Origin of the sequence: Parabacteroides sp. AF48-14 (genome assembly GCF_003477465.1) — a bacterium.
In the GTDB taxonomy this organism is placed as follows: Bacteria; Bacteroidota; Bacteroidia; order Bacteroidales; family Tannerellaceae; genus Parabacteroides; species Parabacteroides acidifaciens.
Window position 1 is genome coordinate 1 of sequence record NZ_QUDI01000037.1, and the last position, 21,952, is coordinate 21,952.

General features: G+C 45.2%; 19 protein-coding genes and 2 pseudogenes. 1 reads left to right on the forward strand and 20 read right to left on the reverse strand.

Translation table 11 applies throughout. The annotated features are described in order from the left end of the window. Nucleotides 1–1,532 precede the first annotated feature (1,532 nt). Complete coding sequence (locus DW083_RS16225; RefSeq protein WP_122333081.1) at nt 1,533–1,934, reverse strand: lipocalin-like domain-containing protein; 402 nt, start codon at nt 1,932–1,934, stop codon at nt 1,533–1,535. Nucleotides 1,935–2,090: 156 nt separating this feature from the next. On the opposite strand from DW083_RS16225, the gene DW083_RS16230 reads away from it, so the two are divergent. Continuing rightward, nucleotides 2,091–3,206, forward strand: a complete 1,116-nt coding sequence (locus DW083_RS16230) for a glycoside hydrolase family 43 protein (protein WP_122333082.1) — start codon at nt 2,091–2,093, stop codon at nt 3,204–3,206. Nucleotides 3,207–3,237: 31 nt separating this feature from the next. On the opposite strand, the gene bioD is transcribed toward DW083_RS16230, so the two are convergent. From bioD to DW083_RS16325, 19 genes and pseudogenes are all read right to left on the reverse strand, one after another. Next, nucleotides 3,238–3,915: a dethiobiotin synthase gene (bioD, locus tag DW083_RS16235; RefSeq protein ID WP_122333083.1), complete on the reverse strand. Its 678-nt coding sequence runs from the start codon at nt 3,913–3,915 to the stop codon at nt 3,238–3,240. A gap of 7 nt (nt 3,916–3,922) precedes the next feature. Further along, complete coding sequence (bioC, locus tag DW083_RS16240) at nt 3,923–4,684, reverse strand: malonyl-ACP O-methyltransferase BioC (protein ID WP_122333084.1); 762 nt, start codon at nt 4,682–4,684, stop codon at nt 3,923–3,925. Beyond that, a complete protein-coding gene (locus DW083_RS16245) occupies nt 4,672–5,334 on the reverse strand; it encodes a DUF452 family protein (RefSeq protein WP_122333085.1) in 663 nt (220 codons plus the stop codon). The genes bioC and DW083_RS16245 overlap by 13 nt, the downstream gene beginning before the upstream one ends. Next, nucleotides 5,334–6,476 carry an 8-amino-7-oxononanoate synthase gene (locus DW083_RS16250; RefSeq protein WP_122333086.1) on the reverse strand — a complete coding sequence of 381 codons (1,143 nt, stop codon included), beginning with the start codon at nt 6,474–6,476 and terminating at the stop codon, nt 5,334–5,336. The genes DW083_RS16245 and DW083_RS16250 overlap by 1 nt, the downstream gene beginning before the upstream one ends. A gap of 20 nt (nt 6,477–6,496) precedes the next feature. Further along, nucleotides 6,497–8,751, reverse strand: a pseudogene (bioA, locus tag DW083_RS23420) (adenosylmethionine--8-amino-7-oxononanoate transaminase). Beyond that, on the reverse strand, nt 8,735–9,163 hold the full coding sequence (locus DW083_RS16265) for a hypothetical protein (RefSeq protein ID WP_122333087.1): 429 nt from the start codon (nt 9,161–9,163) through the stop codon (nt 8,735–8,737). The pseudogene bioA and the gene DW083_RS16265 overlap by 17 nt, the downstream one beginning before the upstream one ends. A 13-nt stretch (nt 9,164–9,176) precedes the next feature. Continuing rightward, nucleotides 9,177–10,854 (reverse strand): annotated as a pseudogene (locus DW083_RS16270) (peptide MFS transporter). Between the two features lie 21 nt (nt 10,855–10,875). Further along, on the reverse strand, nt 10,876–11,943 hold the full coding sequence (locus DW083_RS16275) for a DUF4831 family protein (protein WP_115500919.1): 1,068 nt from the start codon (nt 11,941–11,943) through the stop codon (nt 10,876–10,878). A 223-nt stretch (nt 11,944–12,166) separates the two neighbouring features. Continuing rightward, nucleotides 12,167–12,529, reverse strand: coding sequence for a DUF3244 domain-containing protein (locus DW083_RS16280; RefSeq protein ID WP_122333133.1), 363 nt, complete (start codon nt 12,527–12,529; stop codon nt 12,167–12,169). 117 nt (nt 12,530–12,646) lie between these two features. Continuing rightward, on the reverse strand, nt 12,647–14,371 hold the full coding sequence (locus DW083_RS16285; RefSeq protein WP_122333134.1) for a tetratricopeptide repeat protein: 1,725 nt from the start codon (nt 14,369–14,371) through the stop codon (nt 12,647–12,649). Nucleotides 14,372–14,514: 143 nt separating this feature from the next. Further along, nucleotides 14,515–16,026 carry an NAD(P)H-hydrate dehydratase gene (locus tag DW083_RS16290; protein WP_122333088.1) on the reverse strand — a complete coding sequence of 504 codons (1,512 nt, stop codon included), beginning with the start codon at nt 16,024–16,026 and terminating at the stop codon, nt 14,515–14,517. 96 nt (nt 16,027–16,122) lie between these two features. Next, nucleotides 16,123–17,445, reverse strand: a complete 1,323-nt coding sequence (locus tag DW083_RS16295; protein WP_122333089.1) for a PAS domain-containing sensor histidine kinase — start codon at nt 17,443–17,445, stop codon at nt 16,123–16,125. Further along, nucleotides 17,442–18,809 carry a sigma-54 dependent transcriptional regulator gene (locus DW083_RS16300; protein WP_122333090.1) on the reverse strand — a complete coding sequence of 456 codons (1,368 nt, stop codon included), beginning with the start codon at nt 18,807–18,809 and terminating at the stop codon, nt 17,442–17,444. The genes DW083_RS16295 and DW083_RS16300 overlap by 4 nt, the downstream gene beginning before the upstream one ends. Nucleotides 18,810–19,242: 433 nt before the next feature. Further along, nucleotides 19,243–19,470: a hypothetical protein gene (locus tag DW083_RS16305; protein WP_122333091.1), complete on the reverse strand. Its 228-nt coding sequence runs from the start codon at nt 19,468–19,470 to the stop codon at nt 19,243–19,245. Between the two features lie 640 nt (nt 19,471–20,110). Next, on the reverse strand, nt 20,111–20,872 hold the full coding sequence (locus DW083_RS16310; RefSeq protein ID WP_122333092.1) for a Rha family transcriptional regulator: 762 nt from the start codon (nt 20,870–20,872) through the stop codon (nt 20,111–20,113). Nucleotides 20,873–20,884: 12 nt separating this feature from the next. After that, nucleotides 20,885–21,127: a hypothetical protein gene (locus DW083_RS22025; protein ID WP_147382149.1), complete on the reverse strand. Its 243-nt coding sequence runs from the start codon at nt 21,125–21,127 to the stop codon at nt 20,885–20,887. Between the two features lie 50 nt (nt 21,128–21,177). Further along, a complete protein-coding gene (locus tag DW083_RS16315; RefSeq protein ID WP_122333093.1) occupies nt 21,178–21,441 on the reverse strand; it encodes a hypothetical protein in 264 nt (87 codons plus the stop codon). Nucleotides 21,442–21,443: 2 nt separating this feature from the next. Beyond that, the gene (locus DW083_RS16320) at nt 21,444–21,659 is read right to left on the reverse strand and encodes a hypothetical protein (protein ID WP_122333094.1); all 216 of its coding nucleotides are present in this window, start codon (nt 21,657–21,659) and stop codon (nt 21,444–21,446) included. Nucleotides 21,660–21,680: 21 nt separating this feature from the next. After that, a complete protein-coding gene (locus DW083_RS16325) occupies nt 21,681–21,938 on the reverse strand; it encodes a hypothetical protein (protein ID WP_122333095.1) in 258 nt (85 codons plus the stop codon). Nucleotides 21,939–21,952: the final 14 nt, after the last annotated feature.

The window sequence follows — 21,952 nt, forward strand, 5'->3', positions numbered from 1 at the left end:
TAAAATTAAAGCTTTTAGAGCACAGCTTAGAGGGGTGAACAATATATCATACTTTTTATTTAGACTCAAAAATATATATGCATAGCTCCACAATTTTTCGGGGTGATCCGTTATACGGATCCGTTTAAACCTGTCAAGAAGTGAGCTTCTACATAAAGTTTTTGAAAAAGAACTGTCATACCATCATACTTCCCGTATGGGCATTGAATATCATGATATATGACCATGATAGTTCTTATTTCAACTATCATTTAACCATCATGAATACCCCGTTTAACTATCATTTTGTGCCATTTCATCGAAAAAGCAAGGTGCCAAAAGTGTTAAAACAGGGCATTTCTAAGAAGTTTTGAACCTCCTGCAAATAAAGAAAAAGACAATACCCCCCCATTTTGACCGTTTTTCTATTTCGTCCGAAATCTCGATTGATTTTGGATTGACTCTTTTCACGGTTTTAACCTCTCCGGCTGACACCGAGCGGAATGAGGTGCCGGGGGCATTCCGGAAAGTGTACAATTTGATTACCGAAAAGCGGAAACGCCGACAAAGTGATAAAGCTTAACTCTCGGAGAATCGCCTGTAGCAAAATAAAACGGACGGCGCTCCAAATATCCCAAGGAACTTTTGGAGGCTGGTTGCCGTGAGGTGCGCAGAAAATTGCCGTGATCCGGCACTTCATCGCCCTGAGGTTGACTTCGTGCTATATGAAGTCCGACTTCAGGGCAACAAAGTGCCGGATCAGAGCGATAAAGTCCCTCTTCATGGTGATAAGGTACCGGAAAAGCGGAACAACTCCATTCTTCGGGCCGAAAAAGTGGGTTGACATTTGTTTGGTTTCGGATGTCTTTCGAGCCCGGGGAAAAGCGTTTTTTACAATAAGCCCCCAGGGGGAGTTGAAAGTTAAGAGTTGAAAGTTGAAAGCTATAAGGGAGCATTTTGTCCCGGCAGGCATATTTTTAACAGAAAGTCGTTATGTATTTTGCCGGAAATGCCCGTTTTGACGCCATTTACACCCCCATTTGGAAGGTATTGAGACCCGGGTCCCGATACAGTCGAGACCGGGTCTCAAGAAACACGAGTGGTTACTTAATTGAAGTTCAGTGATATAGGAGATGAAAAAAGGCAAGGGTATTTATGATAGTATGATAGTTGAAAATCCTACTATCATGCCTACTGTCATTCGGTGTATGCCTTGATATTCATGATATATTAAAGGGGATATGATAGTATGACAGTATAATTTGAAAATAAAGATATTATTTTAGCATCCCACAGGCCTCGATAAACGCAGGGAAGTTTCGCTTCTAAGAAAAAGTGAACCTGTAAATGATGATTTAACGGGGTGTCGCTATGTTTGTATTACCGGACGCAGATTTCGCAGACGACGCAGATCATTTATTGTTTTAAAAGAAAATAAGTCTGCGTTCCTCTGCGTAATCTGCGCCCGTCTGCGTCCGGTAGGTTCTGGCTTTTTTATATGAACTTCCTGTAAGAAACTTTGGTTTCGAAAGAGTCTTTAAGATTAGCTGCTATCAGAACTTCCGGAAAGTATAAGTCTTCCCTTCGCTGTTAAGTATTAACTGCTTGGATGTTAATTTGTCAATGGTGTAAGTCCGCTTGGTCGAATCCCAATCGGTATATGGCAGGAATTTCTCAACTGGTCTCGGGTCGCTTATCAGTTCCAGCAGGAGCGTTTTATCTCCTTCCATGACATTGTAACCATAACAGTGGAGGAATGAATCGACAGCCGGGAAGTAAACCTGGTACATGAATAAAGAGTGCTCGAAATTGAAATAAACCGTATCGGTCTCCTGGATTGTTCCGCTCGCTTCTACCTGTTGCAACTGCCATTTTCCGAATAACTTGGATTCTGTATCTTTACTACATGCGACAAAAAGGAATGCACAAACTGCTATCAATATATTTCTAACCATAGTCTTACTTGCTTCAATAAGTTGTCAAAGGAAAGGAAATATTTTCAAAGTCGCAAGTTAAATATATATAGCAGTCGCAGGTATTTTTACAATTGGCTTCTGTTTCGTATATTTGTGTCATTATTTACTTTGTGTTTTTAATTATACAAACATTCTATGATACGAATAAAACAATTAGTACTACTGCTTTTGGTCGCATTGACCATCTCTTCATGCGTGAACAAGGCTCAAAAGGAGGATATCCTTGTCTACTCGAATCCCCTCCCGGTACAGTTCGGTGATCCCTATGTCTTGCTGGCGTCGGACGGTCTATATTATATGTATGGGACAGGCGGCGGAGCTGTTGACGGTTTCTGCGTCTATTCTTCACCGGATATGGTCAACTGGAAAGCAGAAGGACAGGTTTTTCGGGGGAATGTTCCCGGTTCATGGGGCGTTGCCAACTTCTGGGCTCCTGAAGTCTATGAACGTAATGGTAAGTTTTATATGCTCTATAGTGCCGATTGGAAGGAAAACCCGACCAATGAACTCGAAAACTTCCGTATCGGCGTGGCTGTGGCAGACAAGCCGACCGGTCCTTTTAAGGAACTTTCCGATAAACCTCTGTTTGACCCGGGATATCCGGTTATCGACGGAAACCTCGTGGATGATGGCAATGGCCGTACTTATATGTACTTCTCCCGTTGCTGCTACAAGCATCCGGTAGAGAGCGAGATCGCCGAACAGGCCCGGAAAGAAGGGAAGTTCAATGAAATAGAGGAGAGTTGGATTTACGGTATAGAGGTGAAACCCGACCTGACGGATGTTATCGGTGAGCCTGTACTTATCTTGCGTCCCCCGGTAAAACTCGATGACACGCAATCCGAATGGGAAAGCCGTTCCGTCACAACCGGAGAGGTGAACCGCCGTTGGACCGAAGGCCCTTATACGCTCAAGAAGGGAGACACTTACTATATGATGTATTCGGCCAATTATTTCGGGGGCAAGAATTATGCTGTCGGCTATGCTACATCGAAGAATCCGCTCGGCCCTTTCACCAAGTCAAGTGATAATCCTGTCCTGCAAAAGAACGTAGAGCAGGGAGGCATCGTTACCGGTACCGGGCATAACAGTGTGACCTGGTCTAAAGACGGCAAGCAGATGTATTGCGTCTATCACGGACGGACGCAGGAGACCGGTGACGAACGGGTCGTCTTCATCGACAAGATGGGAATAGACGACAACGGGCGTCTATACGTCGAAGGTCCGACAACCACTCCGCAAAAGAAATAGTGCGGACCTTCTCCCTGAATATATAAACTGCTTACAGCAGGCAGTCGATATCCACCTCCGTTCCTGCATCCGACTCCTCCGGGAGAAGGATGACCGGAGTATCGGGGAACTCTTTCTCCAGATATTGTTTGAGATATTCCAACGTATTAGCTGTAATCAGCTCGTCAGTCGGGGGATAGAGGTTGTAGATGACAGCTTCGAGCCGTATGCCGTACTGCTTGCAGGCATACAGGCTTAGCAGCGTGTGATTGATACTGCCCAACTTACCGGACGTGACCAGGACTACCGGATATCCCTGTTCTTTTACATAATCGATCGCCAGCGAATGGAAGTCATTCGGAACCATCAATCCTCCTGCGCCTTCCAGCAGGACATATTCATATTTCCCCTGTAGCCGGCGGGTCGCTTCGGTGATCACCGACAGGTCGATTGTACGCCCATCCTTTGCCGCAGCCATATGTGGGGAACAGGGATAGGTGAAGATATAGGGGCAGGTCAATCCTATATAATCATCCTCCGTGAAGGAAATACCTTGCAGGTGGCGGTGCATCTCTATATCCTCTGAAGTCTCCGTGCAGCCGGTCTGGATCATTTTCTGGGTGATTACTTGTTTCCCTTTTCCGGCTAATGCGCGTGCAAGAATGCCGGTGGCAAAGGTCTTGCCGATGTTGGTATCGATACCTGTGATGAATAATACTTTTCCTTTCATAAGCTGTTTATTTTTTTATCGCCACAACATAGAGAGGGCGGTATGTGAGTGTTACTTGATTGTTGGCTGCCGGAAACTGTTCCCGGTAGCGATTGCAGAAAGAAGCCTGCATGCCTTTTGTCCAGAGACCGTTTCCCGTAGCCGTTACTCCTGTCGCTTTCAGGTGCTTCAATACATCCAGCGGACTGTTGAATGTCAGGCGGATTATCTCTTCCTCACAATGCCGGAGGTCGAAGCCGGCGGACAACCATCCGGCAAGTTCGCCGGCAGTGGGATAGGATAGTCCTTTTCCTGTCAGCTCTTTTATCTCCGACAGGTTACCGGGGGCAAAGGTGCTGAACAGAAGCGTACCGTGCGGTTCCAGCAGTCTCGCCAGCTTGCCGAGAAACTTTTCCGGCTCTTTCATCCATTGGAAGGCTGAGGCAGAAGCAATCAGGTTGAACTTGCCGGGAAAGGGGATCGCTTCTGCATCTCCCATGATAAAGCGAGGAGGGCAACCCTGAAATAGTTTGCTTACCTTTTCCCGGCAACCTTCGCAAAGGTCATTCAACACCCATTCCTCCGCCTTGCATTGTTCGATAAGGGAACGGGTGAAACCACCTGTTCCACAGCCGATTTCCAGGATGCGCCCATAATGTCCTCCCGCTGGTCCGGGCAGGAGAGATGCTAATTTTCGGCTAATCCGATGCTGTGCATCCGCCTGGCTGTCATAACTTGTCAATGCGCGGGTGAAGCGATGCTGTATGCGTTCTCTGTCTATTGCTTCCATATTTTATTCCATTGTTTCCATAAATAAAAAGGATAGTGAGGCGCCTCCAATATGGTTACCTGACAACGGTTTTGCCAGTAATTGTGCAGGTTGGCGAACGGAAAAATCCGGTCGCCGGATGCGATAACAGCCCGGGTCCAGAAGTTGTCAGCGACAGGCTTTACTGCATCTTCCTTGATATGGGTGTAGAGCGTCTGTAGCTCCTCGCGCACCTCGTCAATCGGGCGGGAAGGCACTTTTTCATAGGTTTGGAGCACTTCCCGTCCTCCACACATCCGATGGTTGAAGCGGTGCATGCCCTCTTCCGTTACATTCGCAAGCGTTCCTTCGAATACGGCAGGCGGGATTCCCCAGGTGTCGTGAACGGGATAGTCCGTCCCATTAATCGCAATAGTTTCTACAAACATATCCTTTTTCCCCCGGAACAGGGCCGAGGCTACCCATACGCCCAATGACCATGCCACCAGGCGGATTTCCTTGTAAGCCGACAGGTCCTCCCCGAAACGGAGGTCGCGGTAGTCATAGCAGATCCAAACGTCCGTACCGGGCTCTGCTTTTAGCGGGCGGAACAGTTCCGGAGATGCTGACCACCCGGAAAAGAACAGCAATAGACGTCCTTGCCCCTTATTGACTTGTTTGTCTATTTTCATTAGTCTATACTGTTAATCAATTCTTTTATTTCACTTTCCGTTACATTGGCCGTCAGTGAGAAACGTATTCGTGCCGTTCCTTTCGGAACTGTCGGCGGACGGACGGGTAGGCAATAGAAGCCTTTCCGCTGTAATCTTAGGCTTGTCTCCACACAGTCTTCGCTTTCCCCGATAATGAAAGGAATGATGTGGCTGGATGAAATTTCTCCTCCCTTGCCTTTTAATGCATCCGATAGCAGACGGCTGGTTGTGGCGAGTCTCTGCCGTTCTTCCGTAAACTCAGGAAGCTTCTCGAAAATGTACCGGGTCCAGGCAATCTGGGCAGGTGGGAGGGCGGTGCTAAAGATAAGTGGGCGCATGGTATTGATCAGGTATTCCCGGATCGTCCGGCTGCATAGCAGGTAGGCGCCCATAGATGCCAATGCCTTTCCAAAAGTACCGACCAGCAGGTCTATATCCCTGATGCAATCTTGTTCTTCCGCAATCCCTAATCCTGTTTTACCTCTTACCCCAATGGCATGCGCTTCATCGACATAGAGCCATACGTTTGGGAATTGTCGCTTCAGGGAAACGAGTTGGCGGAGGTCGGCGATATCACCGTCCATACTGAAGATGCTTTCCGTGACGATAATGACCTGTTCGTATTCATGTGCATATTTGGCAAGCAGTCGTGCCAGATGTTCGTTGTCATTGTGGCGGTATCGCTGATAAGGAGCGCCGCTCAGCAAGAGCCCGTCTATGATGCTGGCATGTACCAGTTTGTCCGCCAGTATCAGCGTTTGTTTGTCCGCCAGGGCGGGAAGTATGCCTGTATTGGCATGATAACCACTGTTGAATAGCAAAGCGGCCTCGCACCCAAATCGTTCGGACAAGCATTCCTCGAGCTCGGTATAAACTTTGAAATTGCCGGTTAATAGCCTGGAGGATGAGGATGAGAAAAGCCAATCGTTTTCCTGCATCTCCCTCAGAAACTCTTCACGCAGCTCCTTGCGTGACGCCAGGCCGAGATAGTCGTTGGAGGAAAGATTCAGCATCTTCTGTTTTTCTTTCCATATCCATTTCCCTTCGTGTATAATTTCCGGCAGACTCCGTAGATTACCTGTCTCTTTCAGTTTATCTAATAATATGTTGTAATCTTTCATTGCTTTGTTGTTATGATTTATCAGAAAACACGAAGCAGGCCACTTGTCAATTTCGACAATTCTTTATTTGTTATGACGAACGGAGGCATGAGATAAACCAGCTTTCCGAACGGACGTACCCAGATGCCTTCTTTGACAAATCGCTCTTGGAGGATGGCCATGTCGACAGGTTCTTTCATCTCGATGACTCCGATTGCGCCCAACACCCGTACCTCTTTCACGCTGGGGAAGGAAGCTGCCGGAGCGAGTTCGGCTTTTAATTGTGCTTCTATCGCGTGAACCTTTTCCTGCCAACCACTTTCCAATAGAAGAGAAACGGATGCCGAGGCGATGGCGCAAGCTAACGGATTTCCCATAAAAGTGGGGCCGTGCATGAAACATCCCGCTTCACCGCTGCAAATCATGTCAGCTACCGCTGTACTGGTAATCGTGGCGGAAAGCGTCAGATAACCTCCGGTCAAGGCTTTGCCGATACACATGATATCCGGTTCGACACCCGCCCACTCCCAGGCAAAGAGTCGGCCGGTCCGACCGAATCCTGTCGCGATCTCATCGAATATAAGCAAGACGTCGTATTGGTCGCATAACTCCCGTGCCCGTACCAGAAATGTAGGGAGTAGAAATACATTCCCCCGGCTCCCTGTACGATCGGTTCGAGTATAAGGGCTGCAATCTCTCCGGCGTGTTTTGCCAACAGGTCTTTCAGGGGATCCATCGCTTTCTCGTCCCATTCGTCATGAACCTGACGGAAGGTTGGGGGATGAAGAACTGGACGGGAAGGCTTCCGGCGAAGATGCCGTGCATGCCTGTTACCGGATCGCAAACAGACATTGCGTGCCAAGTGTCGCCATGATATCCGCTCCGGATTGTGGCAAAGGCATGTTTCCGGTTCTTTCCCTTCCGGCACTTCGATTGCCAATATTGGATCGCCATTTTCATGGCGACTTCGACTGCAACGGAGCCGCTGTCGGCAAAGAATATCTTTTCCATCGATGGGGGTAGCAGCGGTAAAAGCTTGGCTGCCAATTCGACGGCTGGCTCATGTGTCAGTCCTCCGAACATGATGTGACTCATTTTGTCTATCTGCTCACGGACGGCAGCATTTAACACCGGATGGTTATATCCATGCACGGCTGCCCACCAGGACGACATACCGTCAATCAGTTTACGGCCGTCTTTCAGCGTAATCGTTACGCCTTCTGCCCGTTCGACCGGATAGACCGGTAGTGGATTGATGGTCGAAGTATAGGGGTGCCAGACGTGTTCACGGTCAAAACTCAGTAATTCTTCTGTTGTCATCTTTCCCAATCTGTATTTTCAGTTAATGAATATCCTTCCGTTGTGAAAAGGACTTTGTCTTCTGCCACCCGGCTGCCGATGGTGGTCAGGAGGTCTCCGATGATGGCTGCGTTGATGCCTATGCGAAGTGCCTTGCGTTGAGTCTCTTCGCTCAGCCTCGCCCGTCCGCCGGAGAAGCGCAGGTAAGCCTCGGGTTGATAAAACGGAAGAGGGCGATGGTGGTCAGAATCTCTTCGTCGGTCAACGGCTTCGTCTCTCCGAGTGGCGTCCCGGGAATAGGCTGGAGCAGGTTTAGGGGGATCGAAAGGATGCCTTCCCTTTGAAGGAATAGGGCCATCTCGATGCGTTGCTCCATCGTTTCTCCCATGCCGATGATGCCGCCGCTACAGATACGGAAACCTATCTTGCGGGCGGTGCGGATGGTTTCTATTTTCTGCTCCATCGTGTGTGTTGTACATAGGGTGCGGAAGTAGGAGGGAGCTGTCTCTATGTTACAATGATAGTTTTCCGTCCCACTGTCATAAAGCGCTTGCAGCTGCTCGCGACTGAGGAGGCCCATCGAGGCGCAACACTTGATGTCTGTAGCTTGCTTGATCTGCCGGATAGTGTCGGTCACCTTTACCATATCTTTTTCGGAAACCTTTTTGCCGCTGGTGACAAGGGCGAACCGCCCGATTCCCTGCCGGCGGTTGTAGGTGGCATGGCGGATACATTCTTCTGCCGGCAAGAGGGGATAAAGTGTCACGTTCGTAGTGTAGTGCCCCGACTGAGCACACCATTTACAGTCTTCGCTGCAGTTCCCGCTCTTGGCATTGATGATAGAGCAGGTATCGAACTTGTTTCCCATGAAGTGGCGGGTGATTTGGCGGGCGGCTTCATAGAGGGCTTCCTTGTCGGGGGAGGCAGCCAGAATGTTTGCCTGTTCTTCATTGAGCAGTCCGCCTGCGAGGACGTGTTGTTTAAGCTTTTCGATCATATAATATGTATTTGTATAAACCGAAAGCGCGGAAGGCTCTCAGCATATAATAGCTGAAGCCTTCCGCGCTTTCGGAAATGTTATTTTTTATCGTCTGTGTTGCTTGCGCTGCCGCTGGGCGGCTAACGGTCAGAATGAGGCATACCGCCTGCTCGAACAGGAGTGATAGTGTATTCCCGATGACTTCGTCACGGCTTGTTTTGTCTTCCATCATCTCTTCTTCTCCTGTCTTGTCGAAGGAGAGTACCGATGTATGGTTAGAACCATTCTTTACCTGGAAGCGCTCGGACACGTGTGCAGCCAGTTGCCCGATCGTTACGGCACGCTGCACACTGATGAAAGCAGCATACCCTTTCCGGCTCCATCTTCTGAAGCGGATTGTGACCGGCTTATGTGCATACTGCTTTTTCATCTTTTATCTGTTCTTATTTAGCAACCTTTTCAAGTTTCTTCATGATGGAGAACATGAACAGTGCTGCTACAAGGCAACATACGATCAGTACGCCCCATACCATCCAAAGTTGCATATCGCCCCAAATATTACCGATCACACCGACCAGCTTGTTACCTAATGCTGTCGCTACGAACCATCCACCATCATCAAGCCTTTATACTTGGGAGGTGCCACTTTCGAGACGAATGAGATACCCATCGGTGAAAGGAGCAGCTCGGCGAATGTCAACACAAGATAAGTCGATATCAACCAATTGGGAGAAACGAGCTGGCTGCTTTCGATACCGTTGGCTGCTACGCTGTCCGGTGTCGGCAATCCTAATGATCCGATAGCCAGGATCATGAAACCGATGGCTGCGATTAACATACCCAAACCGATCTTTCGCGGAGCGGAAGGCTCTTTCCCTTTCTTAGCTAAATAGCCGAATACCGCCAGTGATACAGGAGTCAAGGCTACAACGAAGAACGGGTTGAACTGCTGGAAGATCTGCGGCAGGATCGTGATAGACGGATCCAGTGTCGAATAGTTGATTCCGAGCAGAACCAGGCCTCCGACAAATACGGCAGTCGATATTGTTTTCGCTTTGCTGGTTGCCGACTGGAAGATAGAGAAGCCTGCATATACCATGATAATCAGTAATGTCAGGTTAATGATGCTGAATCCTAAACGGTCCAAGCCGGTTGCCGCATTAGCCGTGTAGTCACGGGCGAAGAATGTCATGGTCAATCCGTTCTGGTGGAATGCCATCCAGAAGAAGATAACGACAGCGAATACGAGACACAAGGCGATGATACGCTGTTTGGTTTCTGCCGGAGAGATTTCTTCTGTCGGTTGTTCGGTTTTTGTTGCAGCAGCTGCAGCATTTGCCTGCTTGGTATTCACATCCGCATGTTTGAATGTTTTGCGGAAACCATAGTAGATAGCAATGGAAAGGATTAACGAGATACAGGCAACACCGAAACCGTAGTTGTAGGCTTCCGACAGTTTGTCGATGTAAGTTGTCGAGAAACTTGCCAGGTCGCCGGTAAAGTGCTGTGCAGCTCTGAATGATTCGAGCAATTCTGTTCCTTTCTCGGTGATTGTGCCGTTCAGATACTGGTGGGCGAGCGAAGGAATCTGACCTTCATAAGTCAGATTGGACTTAGCCAGCATCCAGTTTGTCATTTCTGTTGCCATAGTCGGGGCATACAGGGCGCCGATGTTGATGGCATATAGAAAATACTGAAGGCGGAATCCCGTTTATTTCTGTATTGAGGGGCATCGTAAAGGTTACCAACCATAACCTGGAGGTTCCCTTTGAATAAACCTGTTCCTAATGCAATCATAGTTAATGCACCGAACATCATCCATTTAGCGGATTCGTTACCGGCAGGGATGGATAATAGCAGATATCCGAAAAACATGATAAAGATACCGCTTGTCACCATTTTCCCATATCCGAACTTATCGGCAAGCCAACCACCAATCAAGGGAGTAAAATACACTCCGGCAAGGAAAGTGGAGAATATGTCCGATGTCTCGGAGGCGGTGAAGCCGAACTTTGCTTGTAAAAATAGTGTAAAGATCGCGAGCATAGTGTAGTAACCAAATCGCTCGCCCGTATTCGCTAAGGCTAACGCGTATAAACCTTTAGGCTGTCCTTCAAACATAGAATTAAAATTGTTAGATGATTATTGAATGATTTGTTTTATTGCACCTGTTTCCGGATAGAAATAAACCTTTACCGGAGCTTTTTTGTCTTCAAACATAACGGGGGCAAGCCCTTCGCGTGTACCGAATTGGGTAATTTGTGCTTCGCCTTTGTAAAGTGTTTTTTTGTTCATGCTGATTTCAATACTGGCTTTACCCGGTACGTTATAGATGATTCCTTTCATAGATTTTTCTTTCTTCTCAGCCTCTTTCGGGTCCAGTTCGGGAGCGCGGTCGATGGCTTTCAAGTTCATATATACAGGTGCACCGCCCAAATCGTCGGCGTCCACGATACCGAGCTGGGGAGAGAAACGGAACAGTACTTCCTTGTCCAGGTTATCGAAGGGGACGATTGTCACATCGTAATCGCTGGTTTCTTTTGTCCGGATTCCTGTAAATAAGTTTGTTAACGCTTTTTCCTGTTCTTCCAGTTGCTGGATAACCAGTTTCATCGCTTCGCCGTCGGGGGGCAGGTTGTCCGCTTCTCCGGTCAATATGTTCAGACGGCTTTCACGGATGCGGTAAATTTGTTTGGCTGCTACTTCCGCTTGTCTGGCTGTTGAACCCGCCATCAGCAATTCTTCTGAAAAAACAGAGGCGTCGGTTACTTTAGCCGGAGCTTGTACTTTCTTTTTGGCTGCTTCCGATGTTTCTTCGTCGGGCGTATATTCTGCATTGATGGAACATAGCAATCCTTCTTCTGTCAAATAGGCGTATGGGGCGACGGTTCCACCCTTGAATTCAACTATATAGGTGTTATCAGGATCGGGTACACCTTTGTTGGTCAAGCCTATTTTTCCTAATTCGTAATAAACTTTATCTTCTGTAATGGCGTCTTTTACTCCTAAATACTTCTCTGCATATTTATAGTAAGGACCTGCTTTACAGGTTACTTTCGTAACTTCAGCATCAATGACAAGAGATGTTTTAGGGAGTGAATAAGTTATGCCGAAATTATTTGCCTTGACAGCATTTTTCTTTACAACTTTTGTCTGCGCCATAATGGGTAAACTAAGGAGCAGACTGGCTATAATGATAAAATTCTTCATATTCTAATCTAAGTTTAATCTCTGATGAATGATTGCACAAAACTATGAAATATTTTGTTAGAAACCAACCGGAAAAGCCTCTTTTCCCTTTTTAGATTAGAGAAGACATAAAGAAAAGCCTTCGGGCGGCGGAAAAGGAGATCGAGATATTTTGGTCCGGTTAAATTACCGCCCGAGGCCATTCTTAGCATATTACATGTAAAGGAGAGTCACACACAATATGTTATTTTATTACAAACTCACCTGTTAAATAACCAAGTACATGAGTAAATGATAATGTATAATTGCCATTGTCAGCATTTAATACCACTGAATGGCTCTGCGGTGTAGACACAGAAATACATTCTTCATAAACAACTTGACCTGTTTCGTTATTTGTAACTTTTACTGTCAGGTCAGTAAGTGGAGTCACAAAATTAATTGTTAATACTTTACCTTCGATAGAGGCTGTAGGAGGTGCTGGAACAACTGAACGAAAATCTTGTTCACTCCACTCTCCCTTTGTAGGTATAGTATCACAAAATGCAAACTGTGTGTAACATATACCACACACAATTAAAATCAAAGTCGAAATCAGATGCTTCATAATATTAAAAAGATTAGTTTTATTAAAAGTCAAAACTGAGATTTTGAGCAAAGGTAAACTTCTTACTATTATGAGGGGTGGATTTTTGTTGACAAAAATGTGACAAGTTATAACTGCTTAGAAATCAGATATAAATTTGTCGAATTTTTCTGTGTTTTGAGGCTCTCCTGTAAATTTCTTATACAATCTCCTGCGGCATTGTGATACTCCTGAACTTGTTATATGCATAATTGAAGCGATCTTTTTTATAGAGAGTTGCATTTTTACGAGATAGCAAATATGTATTTCTTCTATGGATATTTGTGGATAAAGTTTGATAAGCCGGTTAGTGAAATTTGGATATGTGGCATCAATCAATTGATGTAGTTCTTCCCATTCACTAGAGCTTAGTTGAATGTTGTCGTCTCTATGTATTCTGATATATAAAGATGAGTTATGGAAATCTTTTTCTAATAAAAGGATTGCTCCTTGCTTCTCGAAAATTTGCCTGTTTTCCATTTCTAGCATTAATTTCCTTGCTTCATATAATTTCTTTTCAACTTCACTCATCTCTGTTTGTTTTGAGTGGAGCATTTCTGTTAATTGAATAATTTGTTTTTTGTTGTCCTCTATATATTGTTGACTGCGTTTATATTGTTGTTCTTTTATTTCAGCTAATCGTTTCTTTTTCTTTTTTTCTTTTCTGAAAATGAATATCAAGGCGACTATAATAATAGAAAACAGTAGGGTGACTTGGTAGATTAGGATCATCCTTTGAGTTGCTTTCTTTTCAAATATATCTTTTTCTTTTGCAATACGTTGATAATTAAACATACTTTGTACCCTACGTATGTTTTCAAAATGTGAATGATTAGTAATAGAATCACGTAATTCGGAATAAGCTTCTGTATATTTTACATAATCATTTAGGTTGTGTTCTTTTAAAGCGATTTTGGCTAAATGGTGTAAACTTCCTGCTTTTGTGTAAATATTTGAGCTTAGAGAACATCTTGTTAGGTAAAATTTAGCAGAATCTAGTTGATTTATAGCAGAAAAGAACTTTCCCTTAGATAAGTAAATAGGAAAAAGTGTTTTAGGCATGTTTGTAGAACTTTGAGCTAAATCAATATATTCTTTCGCTTTATTATATTCACTGTTTTGAATATAAATATTACCTAAGTCTACCAATATAGAAGATATATTGGTAGGATTTGAGTATTGAAGGGCTTGTTCGTGATATATGATAGCACTATCCTTTAAATTCATAAGTGTAAAGATTCGAGCTATATTTCGTAATACATATGATATGTTAACTGTATCTTGTTTTTGTTCTTGTTTGAGATAGTATAGTGCTTTTTTCTGTATAGGTAATGCCATATCATGTATATCTTGATAATTATATAATGTCCCTAAATTATTGCAGATTCGAGCCAGTAAGTGATAATCTTTTGTGTTTTCTCCTATTTCTAATGCTTTAAGATAATACTCTTGTGCTTTTAGCGCATCATAGATATCCGCATTGACACGTCCCATATAATAGTATGAGAGACTTGCTTTATGCATTTCTTTATGTTTCTCAAAATAAGTCGCAGCAATTTTTATTAGCGAGTCAGAAGTATGTGTGATATAATTCAGATCTTGTGCCTGTGTTAAAAGAAGGTAGTATGTTGCATGATCCTTTTCGGATAGTTGGTCGATGTTTTCAATATTGTTTAAAATCAATAGTGCGCTATCCGGTTTTTCCTCCATGATCTTTTCAGCTTCGATTAAACCCGGAACTTGCGGGTAATTGCTGCAAGCATGTATGAATAATGATAGCACAAGAACAACAAGGGCTGTGACATATTTAAAAAGCTTTCTCATATCAATCTCCTCCAAATCAGGATTCGAAGATACTTGTTTTTGAGAAAACTTCTATTTATTTACTATAAAATATTCTGATTATTCTATTTGAAATCTTCGTTTTATAGATAAAATTCCTACTATTATTAGTCCAGCCCTTATGCCTATTTGATTTGCTTGAATGCTTTGCCGATCATGTCCGTGATATCACTCGCGATCATACTTTCTTCAGAACGGTAAACGGCGGCCAGATCACCTGCAGTCCCATGCAAAAAAACACCGGCGACGGCGGCTGTTTCAGGTTCGAATCCCTGAGCGAGCAGGCCGAGGATAATACCGGTCAGGACATCACCGCTTCCGGCTGTTGCCATTCCCGGATTTCCACAGCTGTTGAAGTAGACGTTTCCGGTAGCCGTACAAGTTGCCGTATAAGCTCCTTTCAGGATGATACAGACTTGATGTTCGGTGGCAAAAGCCTGTGCTTTCATCAGCCGTTCGTACGAGTTCTTGCTTTCGCCTGCGATACGGTCGAATTCTTTCGGATGCGGCGTAAAGATGCTGCGGGGAGGAATCCGTTTCAGCAAGTCTTTGTTGGCGGCAATCAGGTTGAGTGCGTCGGCATCGAGCACAAGCGGTTTGTCCGTAGCTTGAAGCAGATGTTCCAAAGCCTTGGCGGAGTCGGCATGTTTTCCTAACCCCGGTCCGATTCCGATAGCGGAATAGGGCTTGATATCAGAGACGAAGGTGAAATGTTCCTGGTTTGGGTCCAAATCGACCATTGCTTCTGGAAAAGCCGTTTGCAGAATCTGTTCGCCCCGTTGCGGGATATGGACAGTCAGCAGACCGCCTCCGCTTCGCAAGCAGGCGCGGGCTGATAAGAGGGCGGCTCCCATCTTTCCCCGGCTTCCGGCTATCAACAAGGCATGTCCGAACGTTCCTTTATGCGAGAAACGTTTGCGAGGCTGGAATACGGCGGCAACGTCTTCTTCGGTGATTTGAGTGAACTGTGTCGGTGTGTTTGCTATAATATCCGGATGCAGAAGAATATCCAGCACTTTCCATTCGCCCACATATTCGGCGTTTTCCGGCAGCAGGAAAGCTAACTTCGGAAAACCGAACGTCAGCGTCAGATTGGCGCGGATGATCGATTCCGGATCATTCTTACGGTTGTCCTCACCAAAAAGACCGGAGGGAATATCTATCGAAACGATAGTTGCATCCGACTGGTTGATATATTTAACCATCGCTGCAAAACCGCCTGTCAACGGCCGGTTGAGGCCGGAGCCGAACAAACCGTCTATCACGATATCCCGTTCGTCCAGTTCGGGCGGAACGAAATCGTCAACAACTTCCGTAAATTCGATCTTTTCCATGCCGAGTAACCGCTGCTTATTCTGCTCGCAGTCATCGGAAAGACGCATGGTAGGATTAAACAAGTAGGTTTCCACCCGGTAGCCGGCATCTGTCAGCATACGGGCGACAGCCAATGCATCCGCTCCGTTATTGCCTTGTCCGGCAAATACGATAATGCGGGTTTGTTTTGTGTAGCGGCGGCAAAATTCGCTGGTGAATACGGTCGCTGCGCGTTCCACTAAATCGACGGAACTGATCGGTTCGTTCTGGATAGTGTATTTGTCAAGCTCTCTGACTTTGTCTGTTGAGAATATCTTTATCATAACTGTTTGTAGTCTTGTTTTCTGCTTACAAATGTAGATATATTACTTTTCTCTTGAAAGAAAAGTTGTCAAAAGTTCAAAGCTGTACTTGCCGGGTCAGGAGAAAAGTAGCAAGAACCGGCTGCCTGTCCCGTCCTCCGACGTCACGGTTAAATCGCCTTTGTGCATGTGCATGATCTGACGGGAGATGCTCAGACCAATGCCGGAACCGGATGGTTTGGTGGTAAAGAAAGGGATAAAGATGCGTTCCTGCACATCGGCCGGAATGCCTGTTCCGTTGTCGCTTACCCGGATAAAGGTTTTGCCTTCTTCGTTGATTCCGGCGGAGAGCTCGATTTGCGGATCAGGACGGTGGCGGGTCGCATCCAATGCGTTCTTAATCAGGTTGATCAATACTTGTTCGATCAATCCCTTGTCGGCAATAACCTGCAAATGAGCAGTTGAAGGAAGCACTTTTAGGATGTTTTCCTGCTCTTTAAACAGCAGGCAGGCATCGTTAAGCAAGCTGTTGACCGGAATGATTTCCGGAATAGGTGTCGGAATGCCGGCCACTTTCCTGTAACTCTCTACGAACCGCACCAGGCCGCTGCTCCTGCGGTAAATCGTTTCGATGGCTTGGCCGGTTTCTTCCCGTTCTTCCGCATCGGACGTTGCTTCGTCCATGCATTTATTCCGGAGCAGTTCCGACAGGGAAACAATCGGAGTCATGGAGTTCATAATCTCGTGTGTCAGCACCCGGATCAGTTTCTGCCAGGCTTCCGTCTCCTTGTTTTCCAGGACGGAACGTATGTTTTTCATGCTGACGACCTTTAGCGGTTTACCCAATACGACGAACGAGATGGAAGAAAGGATCAGTTGCGAGTAGTCTTCCTTTCGCCGGACTTGCAGGATGGACAGTTCACCGGGATGCAACGTACGCAGACGTGCGGGGAGTTCCGGATGATAAGCCGCCAGATCGTCTATCGTTTCGGCGAAGTTCAGCCCGGTTTGTATCTTGAAAGCCTGGTTCATCCATTCCACTTGTCCGCTTTCGGAATAGACAAAGACGGAAAGGTCGATATGGTTTGCCAATGCCTGGAAATATTGCAGTTGGCTTTCTTTCTCCTGCAGGTGTTTTTTGTAATGTTGCAAAGCCTCTTCCATCGCGTTGACCAGGTCTTGCGGGATTTTGTCGCCCTGCTCTTGCAAAGGAGTGCCGGAAGAGAGGAAGTCGGAATAGCGCATCGACCAGATGAACTGTTTGAACAGCCGGTCGCTGCGTTCCATCAGGCGGAACAGGCTGTAAACTTCAATCAGGAGCAATCCGAACGTGACAGCTGCAGAGATTCTGAATCCGTAAGCAACCAGAAGCCCGAAGGCCACGCTGGTCACCAACAACAGGAATACTAATCCGGCCGTTTTTTTAGTATAACGTTTCATAAGCCGTATTTTTCCAGTCGTCTGTATAAAGAAGTGCGGGTGATGCCGAGCAGGCCGGCCGCCTGTGTCATGTTGCCCGAGCAATGGCGCAACACTTCCTGTATGGTACTTTTTTCCAGTTCTTCCAAGTTGAACTTTCCCTCTTTATCCTGAGAGGCGGAAACAGGAAGGCGGAGCATAAAATCGTCATATTGCAGCTCTCCGGCTTCGGAAAGGATGACGGCACGTTCGATGACATGTTGCAGTTCGCGTACGTTTCCCGGCCAATGATACTGTTTCAGGAGTTGTTGCGCTTCCCCGGAGAATCCTTCGATCTCCTTTTTATACTTCCGGCTGTAGCGTTGCAGGAAATGCCGGGCCAGCAATGTGACGTCGTTTCCCCGCTCGCGCAAAGGCGGGATCGTTATCTCGATCGTATTGATCCGGTACAACAGGTCTTGCCGGAAACGTCCTTCCTGTACGGCGGCATGCAAGTCTGTGTTGGTTGCCGAGATGAGGCGTATGTCGACCGGCGTTTCTTGTGTCGAACCGACACGGTTTATTTTGCGTTGTTCGATGACAGTCAGAAGTTTGGATTGCGCCATGAGTGGCAAGTTTCCGATCTCGTTCAGGAAAAGCGTGCCGCCGGATGCAATCTCGATCCGTCCGGGTTTACTTTTGTCTGCATCCGTAAACGCTCCTTTCTCATGTCCGAACAGTTCGCTTTCGAATAGTTCGTGTGGAATGCTTCCCAAGTCAATCGGGACAAACGGTTCCTTCCCTCGTACGGACTGCTGGTGAAGCGTGTAGGCAATCAGGTCTTTTCCCGTCCCGTTTTCACCTTGCAGCAAGATGTTGGTGTCTGTGTCTTTCAGCTTTTCGAGCGTCCGGAATACGTTTTGCATGGCGGCCGATTCGCCGATTATTTCAATTTCCGGTTCCGAAGCGGTCAATGCAGACTTCTGTTCCTTTAATGTCCGTACTTCCGAACGGCTGAGACTCAGTTCGAGGGCAGTTGAAACCGTTGCCAGCATCTTTTCATTCTGCCAGGGTTTCGGGATGAAATCAGTTGCCCCGGCTTTAATGGCACGTACGGCTTTTTCCGTGTCCGAATAGGCGGTGATCAGGATGACGACTGTCCCGGGCGATATTTCCAGTATCCGTTCCAGCCAGTAGAATCCTTCTTTCCCGCTGACTGCGTCGGCTGTGAAGTTCATGTCCAGCAGGACAACGTCGTACTGGTTTCTCGATACCAGCCGGTTGATCTCTTTCGGATCGGAACAGGTCGTGATACTCTCTACCCGAGGGCGGAGTAACATCTTTAACGTGAATAGGATATCTTCGTTGTCGTCTACTATCAGAATCTTTCCCTGCCGTGTTGCCATGGTTTTCTATTGATTTTAGACTTCAAACATACAGATAATTTGTGAGATATACGGTGACTGAAGTCAAATTTTCCCTGCGGCCAATCGCTTGCCGACAATTGTCGACAAGCAAATGCGTGGGGAGGAAAGTTAAAAAAATCAGGCAACAACACTTTAAAGGTTGCGCCTGATTCTTGCGAGCGGTAGGCGAGGCTCGAACTCGTGACCCTCAGCTTGGGAAGCTGAATATTTAACATGTAATGTGTTGATATTCAATTCTTTTGTGGTGTGTTATAAAATTTGACTTATTATTTGACTTAGTTTTGTGAGTGCGTCATTCATGTTATAACTATTTACAAAACTAATCATTTAATTTGTTCAACAAGCAGATTGCATAAATGTTTATTATAACAAGCCCGGCAGCCATATTACCGCCGGGATGTCAAGGCATATGTCAATCTTCATCTAAAAGGCTATTTAATATATCATTGAAGAAAATGAAATCTTCAACCATGCATCGGATATTCTCGTTCTCATTATCAGAATGTCCCGATTCTGAAACTTTCTTTTTGATTATTCCTATCATAAGTTTTTCAAATGATACGCCGCTTTTTGCGTATTCTCTCCATGCTTGTATTTCTACTATAGCGTTTTCGCTTAATTGGACTGCATTCTTTTCCATTTCTGTATTTGAATTATAATATTGGTTATAATATTAGCTGTACGTCATTACTCCGTACCTCTAATGATAGTTTTACTAAGCTGTTGTATTAGCTTAAATTTAAGGACTCCTGCTAAGTTGTGTTACCAACCTTGCATTCAGTGATCTCTTTCATGGGCTTAAAAATTATAATGCTACAAGTGTTAACGCTTTTCACTTTTTAAAAACAAAGGCTATATGCTTTTTGTTATACCGATATGTGTAGGTAAAAAGCATCTTAAGCATTTATAATTCCAAAGAAATACCTATGATTCTTATTTGTTTTATATAAGGAAAATGCTTTGTCTCATATTGTTGTGATACTTTATATGATATAAAACATGTTGCCATTTAACCTAAATAGTGTTTATATGTGTATTATTACACATGCAATAAAAGGACTATTTAACTGAACAAAATCGGAAAAAGGTATTACTTCTTCGCCATGACTCCCATTATTTGACCTCTACAAGCGTTGTGATTTATTAGATAGAGAAATTTGCATCTTTCTATTTAATCGCCTCCAAACCCTCCGGCCGTATTACCGGAGGGGCATCAAAACGGATACGCTGGGATCGAAAGCCCCAATCGTCGGGTATATCTCGTTTTATGTGGCATCGTATTATAGAGACCTCGCCAGTTTGCCATCAGATGGATTACCGCCCAATATCTTATTGATAAAGGCCAATCCTTTTTGAGTTACCAGAGTTTTCACCACTATAAATCCGGGGTGATTGTTCCGGGTGATGAACTGCTCCTTTAGCTCGAAGTAACCGGCATTGACGTATTGCTGCTTCGGCTCGTTCCTGTTTGCGAAGAATATGCCTTTCTCCTTTAGCTTTTGAAAGAGGGTATTCCGGCCGTATCCGAGATTAAGGATTTTTGCTGTTTGTCCGATATCTACTTTGTCGGCGGTTTCAAATGCTTTGTCTGCAAAATCAGCTTTCGGTTGCAGCCGGTTTATTGTCCGGTTGGCCTGTTCGATCTGTTCCGCTTGTTTAGCGGCCAGCATAAGAGCTTCGGAATATGACTGCGGGATTTGGAAGCCTCCGGTCTGCTTGGCTTCTTCCAGTTCTTCCCAACGGTCAATGATCTTTTCACGCAATTTAGCATCATAACCGGAAGCCAGGATAAGACAGCCTTTCTTGGTGAGGTTGTAGCAGGGTAATTTTCTACCGGTAGAGTCTTTATATTCACTCAATCCAAAATTGGATGCAGTAACACCTTGTGAAAGTAAGTTTCTGATATCACGCATAATATGTGCGTGCTGTTTCCCTGTAAGTTCTGCTATTTCAATAGAACTCATTGTATCCGTATCGTGGATTAACGTACTTAATACAGCAATGTTATTGCCGTTTGAGTAATTTTCATTCAACTGTAGCATAATCAATGAAAATTAGTTGTTAATAAATAAAGAAAGCAGAGAGTTTCTCCAACTTGCTACAGTTCCATATTGGCTTAGGGGCGAATATGTACGGAGAAACCTCTGCTTATATTTTAGGCAGTAGTCTACAATAGGGCATAAAAAATCCCCTAACCAAATATGTATATAAAACTGTAGCACTGCAAATGTAGGAATAAATTTCATCCCAGCAACTAAATTCTTGATTTTTTTTGATAAAACTACTTCTGTTTTCATACGAATTATATATTAATATTGGTTTAGTATTTCTTTGTACGGTTAAGGTCTTATCCGGCTATGGCAACTTTGTATTGCCTATCTATGGCTTCTGTTATCCTGCCATAGGCTTGTTTGTTTTCTTCTTTAAAGCCTATCCCGGTATCGTCAATAAATATCTCGTGCGCCAGAACCACATAAGCGGTATTCTGCACATAGATGGATAACTCTGATCTTTCCGGCCGGGAAGAGACGGATATTATAATGTCGCTCTTTGCGATCAGCTTCTCGATCATGATCCGCTGGATTCCTTTCAGTACGTCTAATGTTGTCATGACTATTTTCTTTTAATATTTATCCATTTGCCACTTAAAACATCTATCGCATTATCAATAGGAAGTGCTATAGACTGATCACAAGGTAATCCATGATAGCCTGCTGGATCGTAAATGTGAAATTGTGCGCCTGATCCGTCTTCGTGAAATCGAAAATCCAATAGATTATTCCTTTCGATCGCCTCTCTTACTTTTTCTGTTAATTCTTTATTGTCCATATCGTGTATATTATTAATGTATTAATCCCCTGAATAAACTCTATTGGCATACAGGCTTTCCATTCCTACGTGCGTTAACACGATATTGCTTGCAACGCGACGTACCTCAATCTCTTTCTGGAATGCTGCACGCTGTTCAGCAAGTCTTACCATTGCTTTTTCTGATGCCCATGCTTGCTTTAGGCATGATCCGAATGTCCGGCCGTACTTCTTGCATTCTTTGTAGAGCTTGTGAGCCGATTTCATGATTTCGCTACGATTGTATTTCTGTGTTGCCATTGCTTTATTGTTTT